We start from the raw sequence: 15,789 nt of genomic DNA, 5'->3' as shown, positions 1-15,789 counted from the left end.
CCGGCAGGGCGTGACGTGACGCTCGTACGCGACGCGATGCCGGAGATCCCACAGCAGAAGTGACGAACCCTCAAGGCACGCGTCAGGAGACGGGCGTCAGCACGACCTTCCCGAACAGGTCGCCGGAGGCCATCTTGGCGAAGCCGTCGCGCGCCCGGTCCAGCGGCAGCACCTCGTCGATGACGGGCCGGACCCCCGTGGTGGCGCAGAAGGAGAGCAGGTCCTCCAGCTCGTCCTTCGATCCCATGGTCGAACCGACGACCTTCAGCTCCAGGAAGAAGATCCGGGTCAGCTCGGCGTGCGAGGGCCGGTCGCCGCTGGTCGCACCGGAGATGACCAGGGTGCCGCCGGGGCGCAGCGACTTGACCGAGTGCGACCAGGTGGCGGCGCCGACGGTCTCGATGACGGCGTCCACGCGCTGCGGCAGCCGCGCGCCGGGCTCGAACGCGTCGACGGCTCCGAGGTCGACGGCGCGCTTGCGCTTGGCCTCGTCGCGGCTGGTGGCGAAGACCCGCAGCCCGGCGGCCTTCCCCAGCACGATCGCGGCCGTGGCGACACCGCCGCCCGCGCCCTGGACGAGCACGGAGTCGCCGGGGCGGACCCCGGCGTTGGTGAAGAGCATGCGGTACGCGGTGAGCCAGGCGGTCGGGAGGCAGGCGGCCTCCTCGAAGCTCAGCTCGGCGGGCTTGGGCAGCACGTTCCAGGCGGGCACGGCGACCCGCTCGGCGAAGGTGCCCTGGTAGCGCTCGGTCAGGATGGAGCGGGGCTCGCGGGGCCCCACGCCGTGGCCGGTCTGGCCGATGACGGAGTGGATGACCACCTCGTTGCCGTCCTCGTCGACACCGGCGGCGTCGCAGCCGAGGATCATCGGCAGCTTCTCCTCGGGCAGGCCGACCCCGCGCAGGGACCACAGGTCGTGGTGGTTGAGGGAGGCGGCCTTGACGGTGACGGTGGTCCAGCCCGGCCGTACCTCGGGTTCCGGGCGGTCGCCCAGCTCAAGGCCGTTCAGGGGCTGATCGCGGTCGATACGTGCGGCATAGGCAGCGAACATGGCCCTGAGACTAGGCGTGCGCGACACCCCGGCGGAACCACGCCCCCATGTGACGCGTGTCCCTCCCTCGGCACCCCGGAGCGCCCCCGGACGGCACAACCCCCGGAGCCCGCAGCCCCCTCAAGGCAGCACCCGGCGGGCGGCGGCCGACCCGGACACCGGGCGCCGGACCGCCTCACCCGCCCCCGAACCCCTACGCCGCCCGCAGGGCCGCTCGCCGGCACGATGACCCCATGGCCGACCTGGAACGCATCAGAGGGCGTCCGCTCACGCGTCGCTCACGCGTCGCCGACTGCCAGGCGGCGCATGGTCAGACCCGGCCGAGGTCGATCTCCACCGGGAAGGGGGCCGCGACCTTGAGGACGCCGGTGAAGACGTCCCCGTCCCGGTAGGTCTTCGTCGCGGGGTCGAGAAGGTAGGTGTACACGAGAGGAACGCCTGTCGCGGCCTGCTCGATCCGCCAGTAGAAGCCGATGCCTGCCCTGGCGTACTGATCGACCTTCACGATCCGGTCGGTGGTCTCCGAGCCCGGCGACACCACCTCCGCGACCAGCAGCACGTGCTCGGGGCGAGTGGGGGTGATGTCGATCGTGTCCGCGCGGTACACAATGACGTCCGGGCGGCGATTGGTCAGCGGGACGTCCCGGAGCCGGACGTCGAAGCCCGTGTCGGCGTTCCACTCCGGGCCCGCGGCGGCATCCAGGGCGTTCGCCAGAATCCGAGCGAGCCGGTTGTGCCGCTTGGACGCACTCGGACTCACGACGACCATCCCGTCCACGATCTCGATACCGGCGCACTGCTCCTCGGACCAGGAGTCGTACTCCTCCGCCGTGATCTGCTCATGCATCCATGCCGGAGCCACCATCTCGGCCGTCACGAAGCACCTCCCGGACACTGTGCCGCGGGTCCGATCCCGCTGGATTCAGCGTACTGTCCGCCGTCCTTCCGGCACGCTGATCTCGCTCGCGCTCCCCCCGTCGGCCCCGGGGGAAGCGGTCAGGAAGCCGTACCGTCGAGGTCGAGGCGGATCACGGCGAGCGCCTCGGCGATCTCGACGGTCATCTCGTCCTCCGGGCCGAACACCATGCACATGTCCTGGTGGAGTGGTTCGAGGACCTGCCGGGCCTCGGCGGTCCGGCCCTGGGCGAGCAGCAGCATCCCGATGTTGTGCCGCAGCTCCACGGCTTCCTCGCTCACGTCGCTGTCGACGGCCCGTACGACGTTCAGCACGCCCTGGAGCGCGGCCAGCGCGTCGGTGACCTGGCCGAGCTCGGCGCGGCAGCGGGCCGCCTGGGCGCGGCAGGCGCGGGCCTGCTCGCCGGTGGGCCCGGCGATACGGGCGTAGGCGTCGGCGAGGGCGTCGAACTCGGGCAGGGCGGCCCGGTAGTCGCCGCCGAGGAGGCGGATCGCCGCTCGCTGGCGGCGCAGCGCCAGGACCTGCCTGCTCTCGGAGCCGAGGGCGAGGGCGGCGGGTGCGATGACCTCGCCGAGCACCTCGGCGGCCTGCGCGAACCGCTCCTCCTCCAGCAGGGCGTCGGAATGCGCGTACGCCTCTTCGATGTCCTCGCGCAGCCGGGCGGGGACGGGCACCGGCGGGGCCCCCGGGAGGACGGCCGTCGGCGCCGGACCGCCGGGCGCGGGGGCCTGGGCGCGGGCGCGGGGCGCGAACGGACGGCGGAACACGCCCGTGGGGTCGGGCGCGCCGGCCGGCCCCGTATCCGCCGTGCCGGGGTCCTGGCCCGGCGGCGGGAGGAACGGCAGCAGCCGCGCGTACACCTCCTGCGTGTCGGCGGGCCGCGCCTCGGGCGCCTTGCGCAGCAGGTGCAGGACCAGCTCCTCCAGCGCCTCGGGGACGTCGGGCCGCAGCTGCCGCAGCGGGGTGGGGGCGGCGTTGACGTGCTGGTACATCAGCAGGTACTCGCTCTCCGCCTCGAACACGAGCCGCCCGCAGAGGAGTTCGTGCAGCACACAGCCGAGCGCGTACAGGTCGGTCTGCGGGGTGATGCGTCCGCCGCGGACCTGCTCGGGCGACATGTACTGGTGGGTGCCGATGGGGCTGCCGGTGGCGGTCAGCTTGGTGACGTCGGTCCGCAGGATCGCCGCGATGCCGAAGTCGAGGACCTTCACCGTGCCGTCGCGGGCGACGAGGATGTTGCCCGGCTTGAGGTCCCGGTGGATCACCGGCACGTCGTGCGCGTACGACAGCACGGTCGCGATCTGCGCGGCGACGGCGGCCGCCCACCGGCAGGGGCCGGCCGGGGTCGAGGTAGGCGGACAGCGGCACGCCGTCGACGAGTTCCATCACCGGGAACAGCCGCTCGTACGAGGCGTCGAGCACCGCGTCGTACACCTGCGGCACGCCGGGGTGCTGGATGCGCGCGGTGATGCGGGCCTCGCGGCGGAAGCGCTTGGCGAACTCCTCGGCCGGCTGCGGGGAGGTGACCGACGCCTGCCGGATGGGCTTCACGGCGACGGGCCGGTCGAGCACGGCGTCGTAGCCGCGCCACACGTCGCCCATGCCGCCGTGGCTGAGCTCCTCCAGGAGTTCGTAACGGTCGGAGATCGCCTCCTGCGGCACCTTGCCCCACGGTATGCGTGACGAACGGTCACGGTCAGGGGTCAAGTGTGACCGCTGCGTCAGGATGCCGTCCAGGGTTCGCGGTGCGAGGGGGGCACGGGCCCGGCGGTGGGCGACGGGCAGGAGGGTGCGGCGGCCGGCCTCCCGCCGCGGGAACAGACGCGTACCGCGGGTCGGTGGATGATGGGTGCTCGGGAGGATCCCCCGGGCACCCACGGCACCACCGGCCCTGCGGCCGACTTGCCGCTACGCCGTCACTCCCTGTCCGCCGCCATGATGCCGACGCATTCCTCGAGCGCGGCGTGCAACGGCGTCACGAAGGCGGCGAGCTCGGCGTCCGACGCCTTCCCCACCTCCAGCACCGCGCCGACGACCGTCACCAGGACGGCGGCGGCCTTCAGCGCGTGCACGTCGGCCAGCTCCTCGAGACGGCCGCCGGGGTGTGTGACCGCCAGGGCCTCCTTGCCGGTGGCCGGGTCGAGGCCGAGACTGCGCAGACGCGGCGTATCCGTGCTCATGCGGCGGCCTCCCACGGAACCGGAACGTAGTCCTGCCCCAGCGTCGCCAGGACCGCCGCCCTGCGCCGCTCGCGCTGGAGACGCCGCCGGTCACGTTCGTCCCGCTCGCGTTCCCCTTCGACGACGTACGGCCGGACCAGGGGCATGCCGTCGGCGGTGATGAGGTCCGCCGGGCGCGGACGTGTGATCACGGGCGGGTGTTCCGGAGCGGGCGGACAGACGGTGAGGGGCAGTGATGGCGGTGCTGCGGAGCGGTGGGCACCGCGGGCGGGCAGGAAGAGGGCCAGAATCCCGGCCAGTAGGGTGCGCATAGGTCGACTCCCAATCAGTCGGCTGAGGCCCCGGCAGGGAAGTAGCCGCTTCCCGTCGGGGCCGCTCTGCATAGGGAACCTACAGTAGCGCGGATAACCGCAGATAACTACGGATGCACGGAAACCTGTGGTCACCCACGCTGATGTCATGGAGCTTGACCGCACACGCCCCCTCTGGCGGCAGATCGCAGCGGAGATCATCCGGCGCATCCAGAACGGCACGTATCCGCCGGGAAGCCGCGTGCCCTCCACTCTGGAAATCGCCCAGGAGTTCGGCGTGGTGAACGCGACAGCGGCGAAGGCGATGCGGCATGTCAGGGAGCAGGGGTGGACGCGGGGCGAGGTCGGGCTGGGGACTTTCGTCGCCGACCCCCTGCCGCCCTCCCCCGGGACCCCCGCTCCCTCCGCGTAGCCGAGGTCGGTCGGCGACCCGCCCAGGCCACCGGGCCCCACACCGACTCGGACCGCCTCGGCACCCTCCTGTCCGACCACGGCGACTGGCGCGTGGCCGAGCTGCCGAAGGGCCGTGTTCCCTCCCCCGCACGGGGAGGGAACACGGCCCTTCAGGCTCATGCCGGCGCGGGGGCCGGGGCCCGCGGGTACGGGCGCCCGGCTCGCGCGTCAGCGGCGGGCGACGCCCTCCGCGCGGGCGGCCGCCGCGACGGCCGCGGTGACGGCCGGGGCGACGCGCTCGTCGAACGGCGACGGGATCACGTAGTCGGCGGCGAGGTCGTCGCCGACCACGTCCGCCAGCGCGTCGGCCGCGGCGATCTTCATGCCCTCGGTGATGCGGGAGGCCCGCACCTGGAGGGCGCCGGCGAAGATGCCGGGGAAGGCCAGCACGTTGTTGATCTGGTTCGGGAAGTCCGACCGGCCGGTGGCCACGACCGCCGCGTACTTGTGGGCGACGTCGGGGTGGACCTCCGGGTTCGGGTTGGCCATGGCGAACACGAACGAGCCCGGCGCCATCGACGCGACCGCCGCCTCCGGCACCGTACCGCCGGAGACGCCGATGAAGACGTCCGCGCCGGCGAGGGCCGACTCCAGCGGGCCGGACAGGCCGGCCTTGTTGGTCAGCTCGGCCAGCTCCCGCTTGACCGGGGTCAGGTCGTCCCGGTCGCGGCTGACGACGCCCTTGCGGTCGGCGACCGCGACGTCGCCGAGGCCGGCGGCCAGCAGGAACTTCGCGATGGCCACGCCGGCCGCGCCCGCGCCGGAGATCACGGCGCGCAGGTCGCCGAGACCGCGCCCGGTGAGCCTGGCCGCGTTGCGCAGGGCCGCCAGGGTGACGATGGCCGTGCCGTGCTGGTCGTCGTGGAAGACCGGGATGTCGAGGCGCTCCTGGAGCTTCCGCTCGATCTCGAAGCAGCGCGGCGCCGAGATGTCCTCCAGGTTCACCCCGCCGAAGGAGGGGGCGAGCCGGACGACGGTCTCGACGATCTCGTCGGCGTCGGTCGTGGCGAGCGCGATGGGCACCGCGTCGACGCCGCCGAACTGCTTGAAGAGGATGGCCTTGCCCTCCATCACGGGGAGGGAGGCCTCGGGCCCGATGTCACCGAGGCCCAGGACGGCCGTGCCGTCCGTGACGACGGCGACGACCTGGGACTTCCAGGTGTAGTCGTGGACGAGTTCGGGACGCTCGGCGATGGCGCTGCACACCTTCGCCACGCCGGGCGTGTACGCGAGGGACAGGTCGTCCTTGTCGCGGACCGGGACGGTGGCCTGCACGGCCATCTTGCCGCCCCGGTGGAGGGCGAATGCCGGGTCGAAGGGTTCGTCCGAAGCGCCGCGCGTACCGCCGTCGGTATCGCTGTCGCTACGAGGGTTGACGATCTCCGCTGCCATTGGGTTGACCCCTTAATTCTTCATGATCGAGGGTGGCCACTCCTGGTTGAGGAGGGGTGGGCGGGCACCGCGTCCGTGCCTCGCGACAGGCGGTTGGCCCACCCCCGCGGGGACTGGTACGAACGCGCGGGCGCGCCGCACAACGCGCCCTGAGCCCCGGGTGAGGGGTGTAAGGATCCTTCTTACCCGACGGAGGGCCGCGCCGACGAGTCGGATTCACGGCGAGCCACGTCACCCCCGCCCCGGCCCCGGGCGCCGCCCCTCCTCCGGGCCGCCGCGCCACCCCTCCCCACGCGCCCCTCCCGCCCCACGGCGCCCCCCGCGGCGCCCCTCCTCAACCCTCCCGCCGCCCCTCCCCGCGCACCCCTCACGCACCCCTCCTCCATGCCTCCGCCGAGCCACCCCGCCCGACGCCCCGACGCCCCGCCGACCACCACCCACCGGGGCCACCGGCGCACCACCCACCGGGGCCACCGGCGCACCACCCACCGGGGTCCGCGCACCGCCACCCCGGGCCGCACAGCCGGTTACCCGGCGTAACGGCTCTCCCCCCGTCGGCGCACTTCGCCGCACGCGCGCACCCCGGTGGCAAATCCGGATATCTCGGCTCAGGACAGCCGGGCCCCGGTGACATGACTCATAGGCGAATGTCTGGACAAGTCCCCTCCGGTTCCGGAATGCAACCCCAATCCCGTCCAGATGACGAGATCAGCAGGAGATTTTTCGGCTCGACGGGGGCCTCTCCGCAGAAGGTCCGGCCTGATGGGCCGGGGTCGTTGAGGTTCAGGAGCCACCCGTTATCCGATTTTGACATGGTGAGCCCCTTGTTCCTGGCGGTCCGAATGGCAAGATGCCGTAATCACACGAGGTCGCGACACCCGAAGGTGCGTGCCCGACCCATTGGTATTCCTTTCACCCGCCGGAGGAACCCGACCATGACCGCAAGCACCACCCGACGCTCGACCGCCGCGAAGACCCGGACGCAGCGACCGTCCCGGACCGTCGCGGTCGCTGCGACCGCGGTCGCCGGCGCCATGCTGCTCACCGCGTGCGGCGACCAGACGCAGAGCGGCTCCTCCGACAAGGAGACGAAGGGGTCGGCCGCGGCCTCCGCCCCGCTCGCCGACAAGCTCCCCAAGGACATCCGCGACAAGGGCGTCATCAAGGTCGGCTCGGACATCGCGTACGCGCCCGTCGAGTTCAAGGACAAGGACGGCAAGACCACCGGTATCGACCCGGACCTCGCCGAGGCCATGGGCAAGCAGCTCGGCGTGACCTTCCAGTTCGAGAACGGCACCTTCGACACCCTGATCACCGGCCTGCGCGCCAAGCGGTACGACATCGCGATGTCGGCGATGACGGACACGAAGGACCGCCAGGAGGGCATCGACTCGGAGACGAAGAAGAAGGTCGGCGAGGGCGTCGACTTCGTCGACTACTTCAACGCGGGCGTCTCGATCTACACCAAGAAGGGCGCCGACAAGGGCATCAAGACCTGGGCGGACCTCTGCGGCAAGAAGCTCGTCGTCCAGCGCGGCACGGTCTCCGAGGACCTCGCCAAGTCCGAGTCGAAGAAGTGCACCGACGGCAAGAAGCCCGCCATCGCGATCGAGGCCTTCGACAACGACCAGCAGGCCCAGACCCGCCTGCGCGCGGGCGGCGCCGACGCCGGCTCCTCCGACTTCCCCGTCGCCGCGTACACGGTGAAGACCTCCGGTGGCGGCAACGACTTCCAGATCGTCGGCGAGCAGGTCGAGGCCGCCCCGTACGGCATCGCCGTCGCCAAGCAGAGCACCCAGCTCCGCGACGCGATCAAGGCCGCCATGGACGCGATCATCGCCAACGGCGAGTACAAGAAGGTCCTCGACAAGTGGGGCGTCGCCGAGGGCGCCGTGACCGAGGCGAAGATCAACGGCGGTTCCTGATCCCCGGCCGGCACCGACAGGCCCCTGAGAGGCACCACCACTGTGACAACTGACCTGAAGAAGCAGGGCCCGGAGGGCTCGGTCCCGCCCTCCGGCCCGGAGGCGATCAAGGCGATCCCGGTCCGCCACTACGGCCGGTACGTCAGCGCCGTCGTCGCCCTGGCGGCGTTCGCCGCCATCATCTACGCGTTCGCGCAGGGCCAGATCAACTGGGACGCGATCCCCGACTACTTCTTCGACGACCGCATCATCGAGGGCGTCGGCCAGACGCTGCTGCTGACGGTCCTGTCGATGGCCATCGGCATCGTCGGCGGCGTCCTGCTGGCCGTCATGCGGCTCTCGCGCAACCCGGTGACGTCGTCGATCGCCTGGTTCTACATCTGGTTCTTCCGCGGCACCCCGGTCCTGGTCCAGCTCTTCGTCTGGTTCAACCTGGGACTGGTCTTCGAGTACATCAACCTCGGCCCGTTCTACAAGGACGAGTGGTCCGACTTCATGACGCCGTTCCTGACGGCGCTCCTGGGGCTCGGCCTGAACGAGGCCGCCTACATGGCCGAGATCTGCCGCGCGGGCCTCCTCGCGGTCGACGAGGGCCAGACCGAGGCCTCGCACGCGCTGGGCATGAGCCACAGCAAGACCCTGCGCCGCATCGTGATCCCGCAGGCCATGCGCGTCATCGTGCCGCCCACGGGCAACGAGGTCATCAACATGCTGAAGACGACCTCGCTGGTGGCGGCGGTGCAGTACTACGAGTTGCTGCGCAACGCCCAGGACATCGGCCAGACGTCCGGCGCCCCGGTGGAGATGCTGTTCCTGGCGGCCACCTGGTACCTGATCATGACCTCGGTCCTCAGCGTCGGGCAGTACTACCTGGAGCGGTACTACGCACGCGGAAGCTCCCGCGCGCTCCCGGCCACCCCGTGGCAGAAGGTGAAGACGCACCTGCTGTCGTTCTCCAGCCGGCAGGGAGGCAAGGCATGACCGCGAACGCCATGGTGAAGGCCGAGGGCGTCCACAAGTCCTTCGGCGCCGCCCACATCCTGCGGGGCATCGACCTGGAGGTCGCGCCGGGCGAGGTGTTCTGCCTCATCGGCCCGTCCGGCTCCGGCAAGTCGACGTTCCTGCGCTGCATCAACCACCTGGAGAAGATCAACGCCGGGCGGCTGTACGTCGACGGCGAGCTGGTCGGCTACCGCCAGAAGGGCGACAAGCTGTACGAGCTCAAGGACAGCGAGGTCGCGCTGAAGCGGCGGGACATCGGCATGGTGTTCCAGCGCTTCAACCTGTTCCCGCACATGACGGCCGTCGAGAACGTCATGGAGGCGCCGGTCCAGGTCAAGCGCGAGACCAAGGCGGTGGCCCGCGAGCGGGCGCTGAAGCTGCTGGACCGGGTGGGCCTCGGCGACCGCGCCGGGCACTACCCGTCGCAGCTGTCCGGCGGCCAGCAGCAGCGGGTGGCCATCGCCCGCGCGCTGGCCATGGAGCCGAAGCTGATGCTGTTCGACGAGCCCACGTCGGCGCTCGACCCGGAGCTGGTCGGCGACGTCCTGGACGTCATGCGGGACCTGGCCGAGTCGGGCATGACGATGGTCGTCGTCACGCACGAGATGGGCTTCGCCCGGGAGGTCGGCGACTCGCTGGTCTTCATGGACGGCGGTGTGGTCGTCGAGTCCGGCAACCCGCGGGACGTCCTGACGAACCCGCAGCACGACCGGACGAAGGCGTTCCTGTCGAAGGTGCTCTGACCGGCCCGGGTGCCGGACGCAGAGGGGCGGTACGGGTGCACGGCACCCGTACCGCCCCTGCCGCGTGCCCGGAACACCCCGGCTGCCGCCCGCCCGCCGCCTCGCCGCCCGGGATCCGGCCCGCGCCCACTCCCGCCACCGCACCGCCCGGCGACCGCCCCGCCCCCTCCCGCAGCCTGGCGACAAACCCGCCAGTAACACCCCATATCACCACGCATCCCTTACACTTGACCCGTCGAACCCGAGACCGCTCCGGTAAGGACTTCTAGTGGAACTGGCCTCCTACTCGGACTACGCCGTACGCCTGGTGAACACCGAGGAACCGGCACGCGGCAAGGACTGCCTGACGTCCGTCGACGCGGTACGGGCCCTCTTCGGCGAGACGAGCCAGATGGCGCGGCGGGCGACCGACGCCGACGTCACCCGCTTCCGCGCGGTGCGGGCACGGCTGCGGGCCGTCTTCACCTCCGCCGACGAGGGCGACCACGCCCGCGCGGTGGACCTCCTGAACTCCCTCCTCCTGGAGTTCCCCGTCAGCCCGCAGATCTCCGGCCACGACATGCTCGACGAGGAGGGCCACCCCCGCTGGCACATGCACCTGGCCGAGCACCCGTCGAACGCCACCGCCGGGTACGCCGCGATCGCCGCCATGGGCGTGGCGTTCCACCTGACGGAGTTCGGCGCGGACCGGCTCGGCCTGTGCCAGGCGGCCCCGTGCCGCAACGCCTACCTGGACACCTCGACCAACCGCTCCCGCCGGTACTGCTCCGACCGCTGCGCCACCCGCGCGAACGTCGCCGCCTACCGGGCCCGCAAGCGCCAGGAGACCGAGCGCTCCGCCGGCACGGGCCGCACCGCCGAGAACAGCCACGCCAGCACGACGCCCGCCGACCGCTGACGTCCGGGCCGGACGCCCCGGTAGCGCGCCCGGACCCGGCCCAGCACCAGCTCGGCCGGGACGGCCCCGAAGGAACGGCTGTCGACCGCCTCGGCGGCCCGGTTGTCGCCGAGCACCCACCACCCCCCGTCGCGCAGCTCCACCAGCCGCTTCACGATCAGCAGGTCCTGCTGCAGCGGATGGCGCAGCACGGCCACCGCGCCCGGCCGCGGCGGCGCCCCGTAGTGCACCAGCAGCCGGTCGCCGTGGTGCAGCGTGGGCACCATGGAGGGGCCCGTCACCTCCGCGACCCCGAAGGGCAGCAAGGGCCCTCGCCCTCGTTCCGTCGTCACCGTCCACCACCTGCCGGGCTCGCCGCGCGTTCCTTCACGAGTCCCATGATCGTCCCGGACTTTTGTCCTAAGCCCCAGGGGGCACTCGCGAAAACCGTCCACTCACCGAGTAATGTCCCACCTGAGAAGACGATCACGAGGAAGGACAGCTGCATGCTCTCCCGCCTGTTTGCCCCGAAGGTGAAGGTCAGCGCCCACTGCGACCTGCCGTGCGGTGTCTACGACCCGGCCCAGGCCCGCATCGAGGCCGAGTCGGTCAAGGCCGTCCAGGAGAAGATGGCCGCGAACGACGACCCGCACTTCCAGGCCCGCGCCACGGTCATCAAGGAGCAGCGCGCCGAGCTCGCGAAGCACCACGTGTCCGTGCTGTGGAGCGACTACTTCAAGCCCCCGCACTTCGAGAAGTACCCGAACCTCCACCAGCTGGTCAACGACACCCTGAAGGCCCTCTCGGCCGCCAAGGCGTCGACCGACCCGAAGACCGGTGAGAAGGCCCTGGAGCTCATCGCCGAGATCGACAAGATCTTCTGGGAGACCAAGAAGGCCTGATCGCCACCGATCAGCCCGACCGCGGTCTCCCCGACCGCCCGGTCCCGCCCCGCACCCGGTCCGCACGGAGCCGCCCACAAGCGCCCGTGCCGGCCGGGTGCGGTGCTTGTCCGGGGAGGCGGCGCCCCCTCCTCCCGTTCGGGCGCGTCCCCGCGGCGCCCGGCGGCTACAGTCCGCCGCGCGTCCGCACCGCGACCAGCCGCGCGCCCACCCGGCCCACCACCGCGCCCAGCACGCACGTACCGGCCATGACGCCCCAGGTGAACCCGCCGGACCACACGGCGCCGCCTCGGGCCACCATGGGGTGGCCCAGCACCGAGGCCACGGCCACCGCCAGCATCCCGGCCAGGGCGAACGGCACGGTGAGGTACCACCACGCCGTCGCCCGGAACAGCGTGCCGTTCCCGGCCAGGACGCTGAGGGGCACCATGCGTTCGGCCACCGCGGCGAACGCGTCGAGCGCGGCCACGGCCGCCGCGAGCGCCAGGGCGACCACACCGGCCGCGCCCAGGACCAGCGTCCACCGGGTGATCACGCCATGGCGCAGCGAGCCGTCCACCCGGCTTCCGGCGATCACGTCGGTGTACGGGGCCATGCCCAGGTGCCGGTACGCGGCCCGCTTGACGTCGCCCGCCGCGTCGGTGTCCGTCGCCGGGGAGACCACCACCAGCCGTGCCACGGCCCCGCGGGCCACCGGCGCCCCCGGTGCGAGCAGCAGGGGCCGGTTCGCGGCCTCCCAGGTGCCGACCGCCTTCAGCCCGGCGTCGCCGCCCGCACCGCCCCAGGGCGTCGCACGCGCGGGGCACGGCTCACTCAGCAGGCGCCACGCCTGACAGGAGCCGGTCATCACCACACCGCCCGAGGGGCCGGGGTGCAGGGAGAACACCGCGCGCGAGTCCCCCAACTCCGCGGTGAAGGCGCCCAGTCCCTCCATGGCCGCGCTGCGTGCGGACACCACGAGCACACGGGAACCCAGCCGGTCGAACACCGCCTGCGCGTGTACGGTGGCCGCCGTTCCCCGGCTGCTCCACAGCTGCACCTGGCTGACCAGCCCCACACCCACCACCACGGCGGCCACCAGCCGCATCACCACGCCCGGATACGCGGCCAGCCACCGCCCGGCGACCAGGCGTCCGGCCCGCGTGCCGGCGCGGTCCGCCAGGCGCCTCCCCCACCAGGTGGTGATCCACGCGACCACGCCGGGCAGGGACCAGAGCGCCAGCCCGATGCCCACCCCGTACTGCAGGAGGCTGGTGTGCTGATTGAGCGCGAGCGGCCCGACCTCCATCGGCATCGCGAGGACGACCCCCACCGCGCACAGCACCGGCCACCGGCGGCGGGGCCTGCGGGCCACCGGCGCCCGTACGCTCCGCCCGTCACCGGCGCGGGTCACGGCGACGGCGCACACCGCGGCCGACAGGGCGGCCAGCCAGACGGCGGCCAGGATCACTCCGAGCCACGACCGGACCATGGCGGCCTCCACGGTCCATCCGGTCAGGGGCACCGTCACATCGGTCAGGGCAGCGAGCGCGAACACCGCGCTCGCCGCCGCCGCGCCCGCGGCCACGGGCGCCGCGGCCTCGCCCGCCGACAGCAGCACCATGTGGCGGCGCGTCCCGCCCAGGGCGTGCACCACGCGCGTCCTGGCGTCACGCTCGTGCGACCCCGTACGCGCGGCGGTCACCATCAGTACGGCCGCCGGGAACCCGGCGAAGGCCGCCACGGCCACCATGAACCCGTCCGGGTCCACCACCCAGTCGTCGGTCACCCGGTGGGCGCCGCCGAAGCCGGAGATCCGGTCGTCCTCCGACCACTCCGCCCGTGCGGGGGCGGGCCGTACATAGGCGAACCGCTCCCCGGGCCACACCAGCCCCTCCGGGCCGATACGGCCGGCGTCCGCTCCGTAGCGGCCGACGACGGCTTCGCCCGCGTCCGCGAGCGCCTGCGACAGGACGGCCTGGCCGGGTGCGGGCCACCGGTCCAGGCCCGGCGGCAAAGGGGCGCGGGAGGTGACGGGTTCGATGAACACCACCCGGTGCTGAAGCCCCGCCACGGTGTCGGCCCGCTCCTTCCACCACGCGGTCTGGGGCTCACCGGGGTGCACGGCAGTCAGGCGGGGGCCCCGCGCCAGGGCCCTGTCGTCACCGGTCTGTCCGGTGGCGTGGGCGACGGCGCACGCGCCGACGGCCAGACACCACACCAAGGAGGCGAGCAGCAGCCCGGTCACGCGCAGCCGGTGCCCCTTCCCCGCCCTCGACGCGGCCGACCCGATGGTGACGAGCTGCCGTGGCAGTGAGCGGGCGGTCACGACCCCTCAAGGCGGCCCCCGGCGAACGCGACCACACGGTCGGCGCCCCACGCCACCTTCTCGTCATGGGTGACGACCACGACCCCGCACGACCACTGGCGGGGCAGCGCGTGCAGCAGCTCGGCCACGTGGTCGCGGTTGGCCGCGTCCAGGGCGCCGGTCGGTTCGTCCGCCAGGACGAGCCGCGGCCGGTTGATCACGGCACGGGCTATCGCCACGCGCTGGCGCTCGCCGCCCGACATGGCTCCGGCCGGCACACCCACGTCCTCGATGCCCAGTGCGGCGAGCAGCTTTCGGGCGTCGTCGCGGCTGGGGCCACGGCGCCTCCCGGCGAGCATCGCGGCGAGCATGACGTTCTCCATGGCCGACAACTCCGGCAGCAGCTCACCGAACTGGAAGACCATGCCGACATGGCCGGCGCGGTGGCGGGCCCTGGCCGATGCCCCCATGGAGGAGAGGTCCCTGCCCGCGACCTCCACCAGACCGCTCGCGGGCCGCACCAGCCCGAGGAGGACCGACAGCAGCGTGGTCTTCCCGGTCCCGCTCGGCCCCATCACCGCCACCGACTCACCGGCCGCGACCTCCAGGCTCAGCCGATCGAACAACACACGGTCCGCGATCGTGTGGGACACGGCCCGCAGCCGGGCGACCACCATGTACGACTCCTGTCCGCAGCAGCGAAGAACGCGGCGGGGCGCGCACGGTGCACACCCCGCCGTACTCACATCGTCAAGGACGCCACGCCCACGCACCGCACACGTCCGGAGCGGCGAAACGCTGCTCGCATGTCCGGTGCTTGATTATGTGCGCGGTGCCGCTACCGCTGGACGCACAGTTGTCGGGCCCCGCACCGTTTTTGTCCCACAGGTGATGGATGGCATCGCTGCCGTTCCGCTGATACTGGCCCTCCACCGCGTTCTGATCGGCCTCCATATCACAGGCCTGCAGTCCGCGGTCGCTGTTGTACGTTTCGGAGAAGTCAGACCCCTCATACGATTTATAGCCCGCCCACGCAGGCACTGCCGTAACCAGGGCCAGGACAGCACCTGCGGCTACACCCCAGCGGGTGGTGCGTCGCACGAATGACATGAGATACCCCCATTATCCGAAGATCGAACTCCCCGGAATTGTATGACACACATTAAGCACGACAAGATCCGTAACGGATAAAATCAGCCACTTTGCGAAAAACGACCGGAACCCCTTATGTCTCGACTCCATACGAGCAGCGCTCATATCAGATGCCGTTGAGGACGGGCTGGTGGAGGTGACATACCACCGAGCGCGCCCCGGCGCTCGGATGCGACGGCACATCCGCCCAAGCTCGATGCGGGTCGTGCGCGGCCCTAATCCAGGGTCCGGCAGCTGAGCACGGGAGTCGCCGGGGCGGTCTCTGACTTTCGTCGGGGGTGGGGTGCGGATCGGCGGGGGTGGGGTGGGAGTGGGCGCTTCGTTGTTCGGCGGTATGGGCCAAGGGCTTTCGGAAGCAGACGTGGGCGGCTCGGGTGGCGAGGGCGGTGCCGTGCTCAGGGTGGGTGGCGGCGCCGTCGCGGGGCTCGCGCCCGGAGGGCTCAGGTGCGCCGCGCTGGTCCCGAACCCTAAGTGAGCGTTTGGTTCGCTTTCGCGGTAGTTCTTGGCAGATTGCGCCCCGGCGTGGTCGCTGTACGACGACCCCGTATACGGGGATAAGCCCTCAATGGCCCAGTTGGGGAGTCTGAACGGCGCATGT

The 15,789-nt window shown here is 71.9% G+C and carries 15 protein-coding genes and 1 pseudogene; 6 read left to right on the top strand and 10 right to left on the bottom strand.

What is annotated here, in order from left to right:
- Positions 1-82: 82 nt before the first annotated feature.
- The 5 genes and pseudogenes from CP974_RS20990 to CP974_RS20970 all read right to left on the bottom strand — a co-directional run bounded on the left by CP974_RS20990 (position 83) and on the right by CP974_RS20970 (position 4,338).
- Positions 83-1,051: a zinc-binding dehydrogenase gene (locus CP974_RS20990; RefSeq protein WP_031132613.1), complete on the bottom strand. Its 969-nt coding sequence runs from the start codon at positions 1,049-1,051 to the stop codon at positions 83-85.
- Positions 1,052-1,361: 310 nt separating this feature from the next.
- Positions 1,362-1,928 (bottom strand): Uma2 family endonuclease, encoded by a 567-nt coding sequence (locus tag CP974_RS20985; protein ID WP_031132611.1) that lies wholly within the window; start codon positions 1,926-1,928, stop codon positions 1,362-1,364.
- A gap of 119 nt (positions 1,929-2,047) precedes the next feature.
- A pseudogene (locus CP974_RS20980) lies at positions 2,048-3,629 on the bottom strand (serine/threonine-protein kinase).
- A gap of 254 nt (positions 3,630-3,883) precedes the next feature.
- Positions 3,884-4,147, bottom strand: a complete 264-nt coding sequence (locus CP974_RS20975) for a hypothetical protein (protein WP_031132609.1) — start codon at positions 4,145-4,147, stop codon at positions 3,884-3,886.
- Complete coding sequence (locus CP974_RS20970) at positions 4,144-4,338, bottom strand: hypothetical protein (RefSeq protein ID WP_037938122.1); 195 nt, start codon at positions 4,336-4,338, stop codon at positions 4,144-4,146. The genes CP974_RS20975 and CP974_RS20970 overlap by 4 nt, the downstream gene beginning before the upstream one ends.
- Before the next feature lie 268 nt (positions 4,339-4,606).
- Here CP974_RS20970 and CP974_RS20965 point away from each other — a divergent pair, with 268 nt between their 5' ends.
- Positions 4,607-4,870, top strand: a complete 264-nt coding sequence (locus CP974_RS20965) for a GntR family transcriptional regulator (RefSeq protein ID WP_174887732.1) — start codon at positions 4,607-4,609, stop codon at positions 4,868-4,870.
- A gap of 209 nt (positions 4,871-5,079) precedes the next feature.
- Here the strand turns inward: CP974_RS20965 and CP974_RS20960 are convergent, their stop codons facing one another.
- Positions 5,080-6,303: an NAD(P)-dependent malic enzyme gene (locus CP974_RS20960; protein WP_031132605.1), complete on the bottom strand. Its 1,224-nt coding sequence runs from the start codon at positions 6,301-6,303 to the stop codon at positions 5,080-5,082.
- A gap of 935 nt (positions 6,304-7,238) precedes the next feature.
- Here CP974_RS20960 and CP974_RS20955 point away from each other — a divergent pair.
- The 4 genes from CP974_RS20955 (at position 7,239) to CP974_RS20940 (ending at position 10,871) form a co-directional block, all read left to right on the top strand.
- Positions 7,239-8,228 (top strand): ABC transporter substrate-binding protein, encoded by a 990-nt coding sequence (locus tag CP974_RS20955; protein ID WP_031134558.1) that lies wholly within the window; start codon positions 7,239-7,241, stop codon positions 8,226-8,228.
- Between the two features lie 42 nt (positions 8,229-8,270).
- Complete coding sequence (locus CP974_RS20950) at positions 8,271-9,209, top strand: amino acid ABC transporter permease (protein WP_051839808.1); 939 nt, start codon at positions 8,271-8,273, stop codon at positions 9,207-9,209.
- Complete coding sequence (locus tag CP974_RS20945) at positions 9,206-9,973, top strand: amino acid ABC transporter ATP-binding protein (protein WP_031134554.1); 768 nt, start codon at positions 9,206-9,208, stop codon at positions 9,971-9,973. Before CP974_RS20950 ends, CP974_RS20945 begins: the two co-directional genes overlap by 4 nt.
- 268 nt (positions 9,974-10,241) lie before the next feature.
- On the top strand, positions 10,242-10,871 hold the full coding sequence (locus tag CP974_RS20940; protein WP_031134552.1) for a CGNR zinc finger domain-containing protein: 630 nt from the start codon (positions 10,242-10,244) through the stop codon (positions 10,869-10,871).
- Here CP974_RS20940 and sodX read toward each other — a convergent pair.
- Positions 10,775-11,203, bottom strand: a complete 429-nt coding sequence (gene sodX / locus CP974_RS20935; protein WP_037938758.1) for a nickel-type superoxide dismutase maturation protease — start codon at positions 11,201-11,203, stop codon at positions 10,775-10,777. The two genes, CP974_RS20940 and sodX, sit on opposite strands and share 97 nt — an antisense overlap.
- A 153-nt stretch (positions 11,204-11,356) precedes the next feature.
- On the opposite strand from sodX, the gene sodN reads away from it, so the two are divergent.
- Complete coding sequence (gene sodN / locus CP974_RS20930; RefSeq protein WP_031134548.1) at positions 11,357-11,752, top strand: superoxide dismutase, Ni; 396 nt, start codon at positions 11,357-11,359, stop codon at positions 11,750-11,752.
- Between the two features lie 166 nt (positions 11,753-11,918).
- Here the strand turns inward: sodN and CP974_RS20925 are convergent, their stop codons facing one another.
- The 3 genes from CP974_RS20925 to CP974_RS20915 form a co-directional block, all read right to left on the bottom strand.
- A complete protein-coding gene (locus tag CP974_RS20925; protein ID WP_031134546.1) occupies positions 11,919-14,060 on the bottom strand; it encodes a hypothetical protein in 2,142 nt (713 codons plus the stop codon).
- The gene (locus tag CP974_RS20920; RefSeq protein ID WP_031134544.1) at positions 14,057-14,716 is read right to left on the bottom strand and encodes an ABC transporter ATP-binding protein; all 660 of its coding nucleotides are present in this window, start codon (positions 14,714-14,716) and stop codon (positions 14,057-14,059) included. The genes CP974_RS20925 and CP974_RS20920 overlap by 4 nt, the downstream gene beginning before the upstream one ends.
- Before the next feature lie 73 nt (positions 14,717-14,789).
- Positions 14,790-15,140 carry a hypothetical protein gene (locus CP974_RS20915; RefSeq protein WP_140160840.1) on the bottom strand — a complete coding sequence of 117 codons (351 nt, stop codon included), beginning with the start codon at positions 15,138-15,140 and terminating at the stop codon, positions 14,790-14,792.
- Positions 15,141-15,789 lie beyond the last annotated feature (649 nt).

It is taken from the genome of Streptomyces fradiae ATCC 10745 = DSM 40063 (assembly GCF_008704425.1).
GTDB classification, from domain to species: Bacteria; Actinomycetota; Actinomycetes; order Streptomycetales; family Streptomycetaceae; genus Streptomyces; species Streptomyces fradiae.
Note: the sequence above shows the minus strand (reverse complement) of the source record. Positions and strands in the feature narration are given on the sequence as shown.

Bases quoted from the DNA above. Each gene is read 5' to 3' on its own strand.
- CP974_RS20990 (WP_031132613.1), bottom strand. From the start codon at position 1,051: ATGTTCGCTGCCTATGCCGCACGTATCGACCGCGATCAGCCCCTGAAC.
- CP974_RS20975 (WP_031132609.1), bottom strand. From the start codon at position 4,147: ATGAGCACGGATACGCCGCGTCTGCGCAGTCTCGGCCTCGACCCGGCC.
- CP974_RS20965 (WP_174887732.1), top strand. From the start codon at position 4,607: ATGGAGCTTGACCGCACACGCCCCCTCTGGCGGCAGATCGCAGCGGAG.
- CP974_RS20960 (WP_031132605.1), bottom strand. From the start codon at position 6,303: ATGGCAGCGGAGATCGTCAACCCTCGTAGCGACAGCGATACCGACGGC.
- CP974_RS20955 (WP_031134558.1), top strand. From the start codon at position 7,239: ATGACCGCAAGCACCACCCGACGCTCGACCGCCGCGAAGACCCGGACG.
- CP974_RS20945 (WP_031134554.1), top strand. From the start codon at position 9,206: ATGACCGCGAACGCCATGGTGAAGGCCGAGGGCGTCCACAAGTCCTTC.
- sodN (WP_031134548.1), top strand. From the start codon at position 11,357: ATGCTCTCCCGCCTGTTTGCCCCGAAGGTGAAGGTCAGCGCCCACTGC.
- CP974_RS20920 (WP_031134544.1), bottom strand. From the start codon at position 14,716: ATGGTGGTCGCCCGGCTGCGGGCCGTGTCCCACACGATCGCGGACCGT.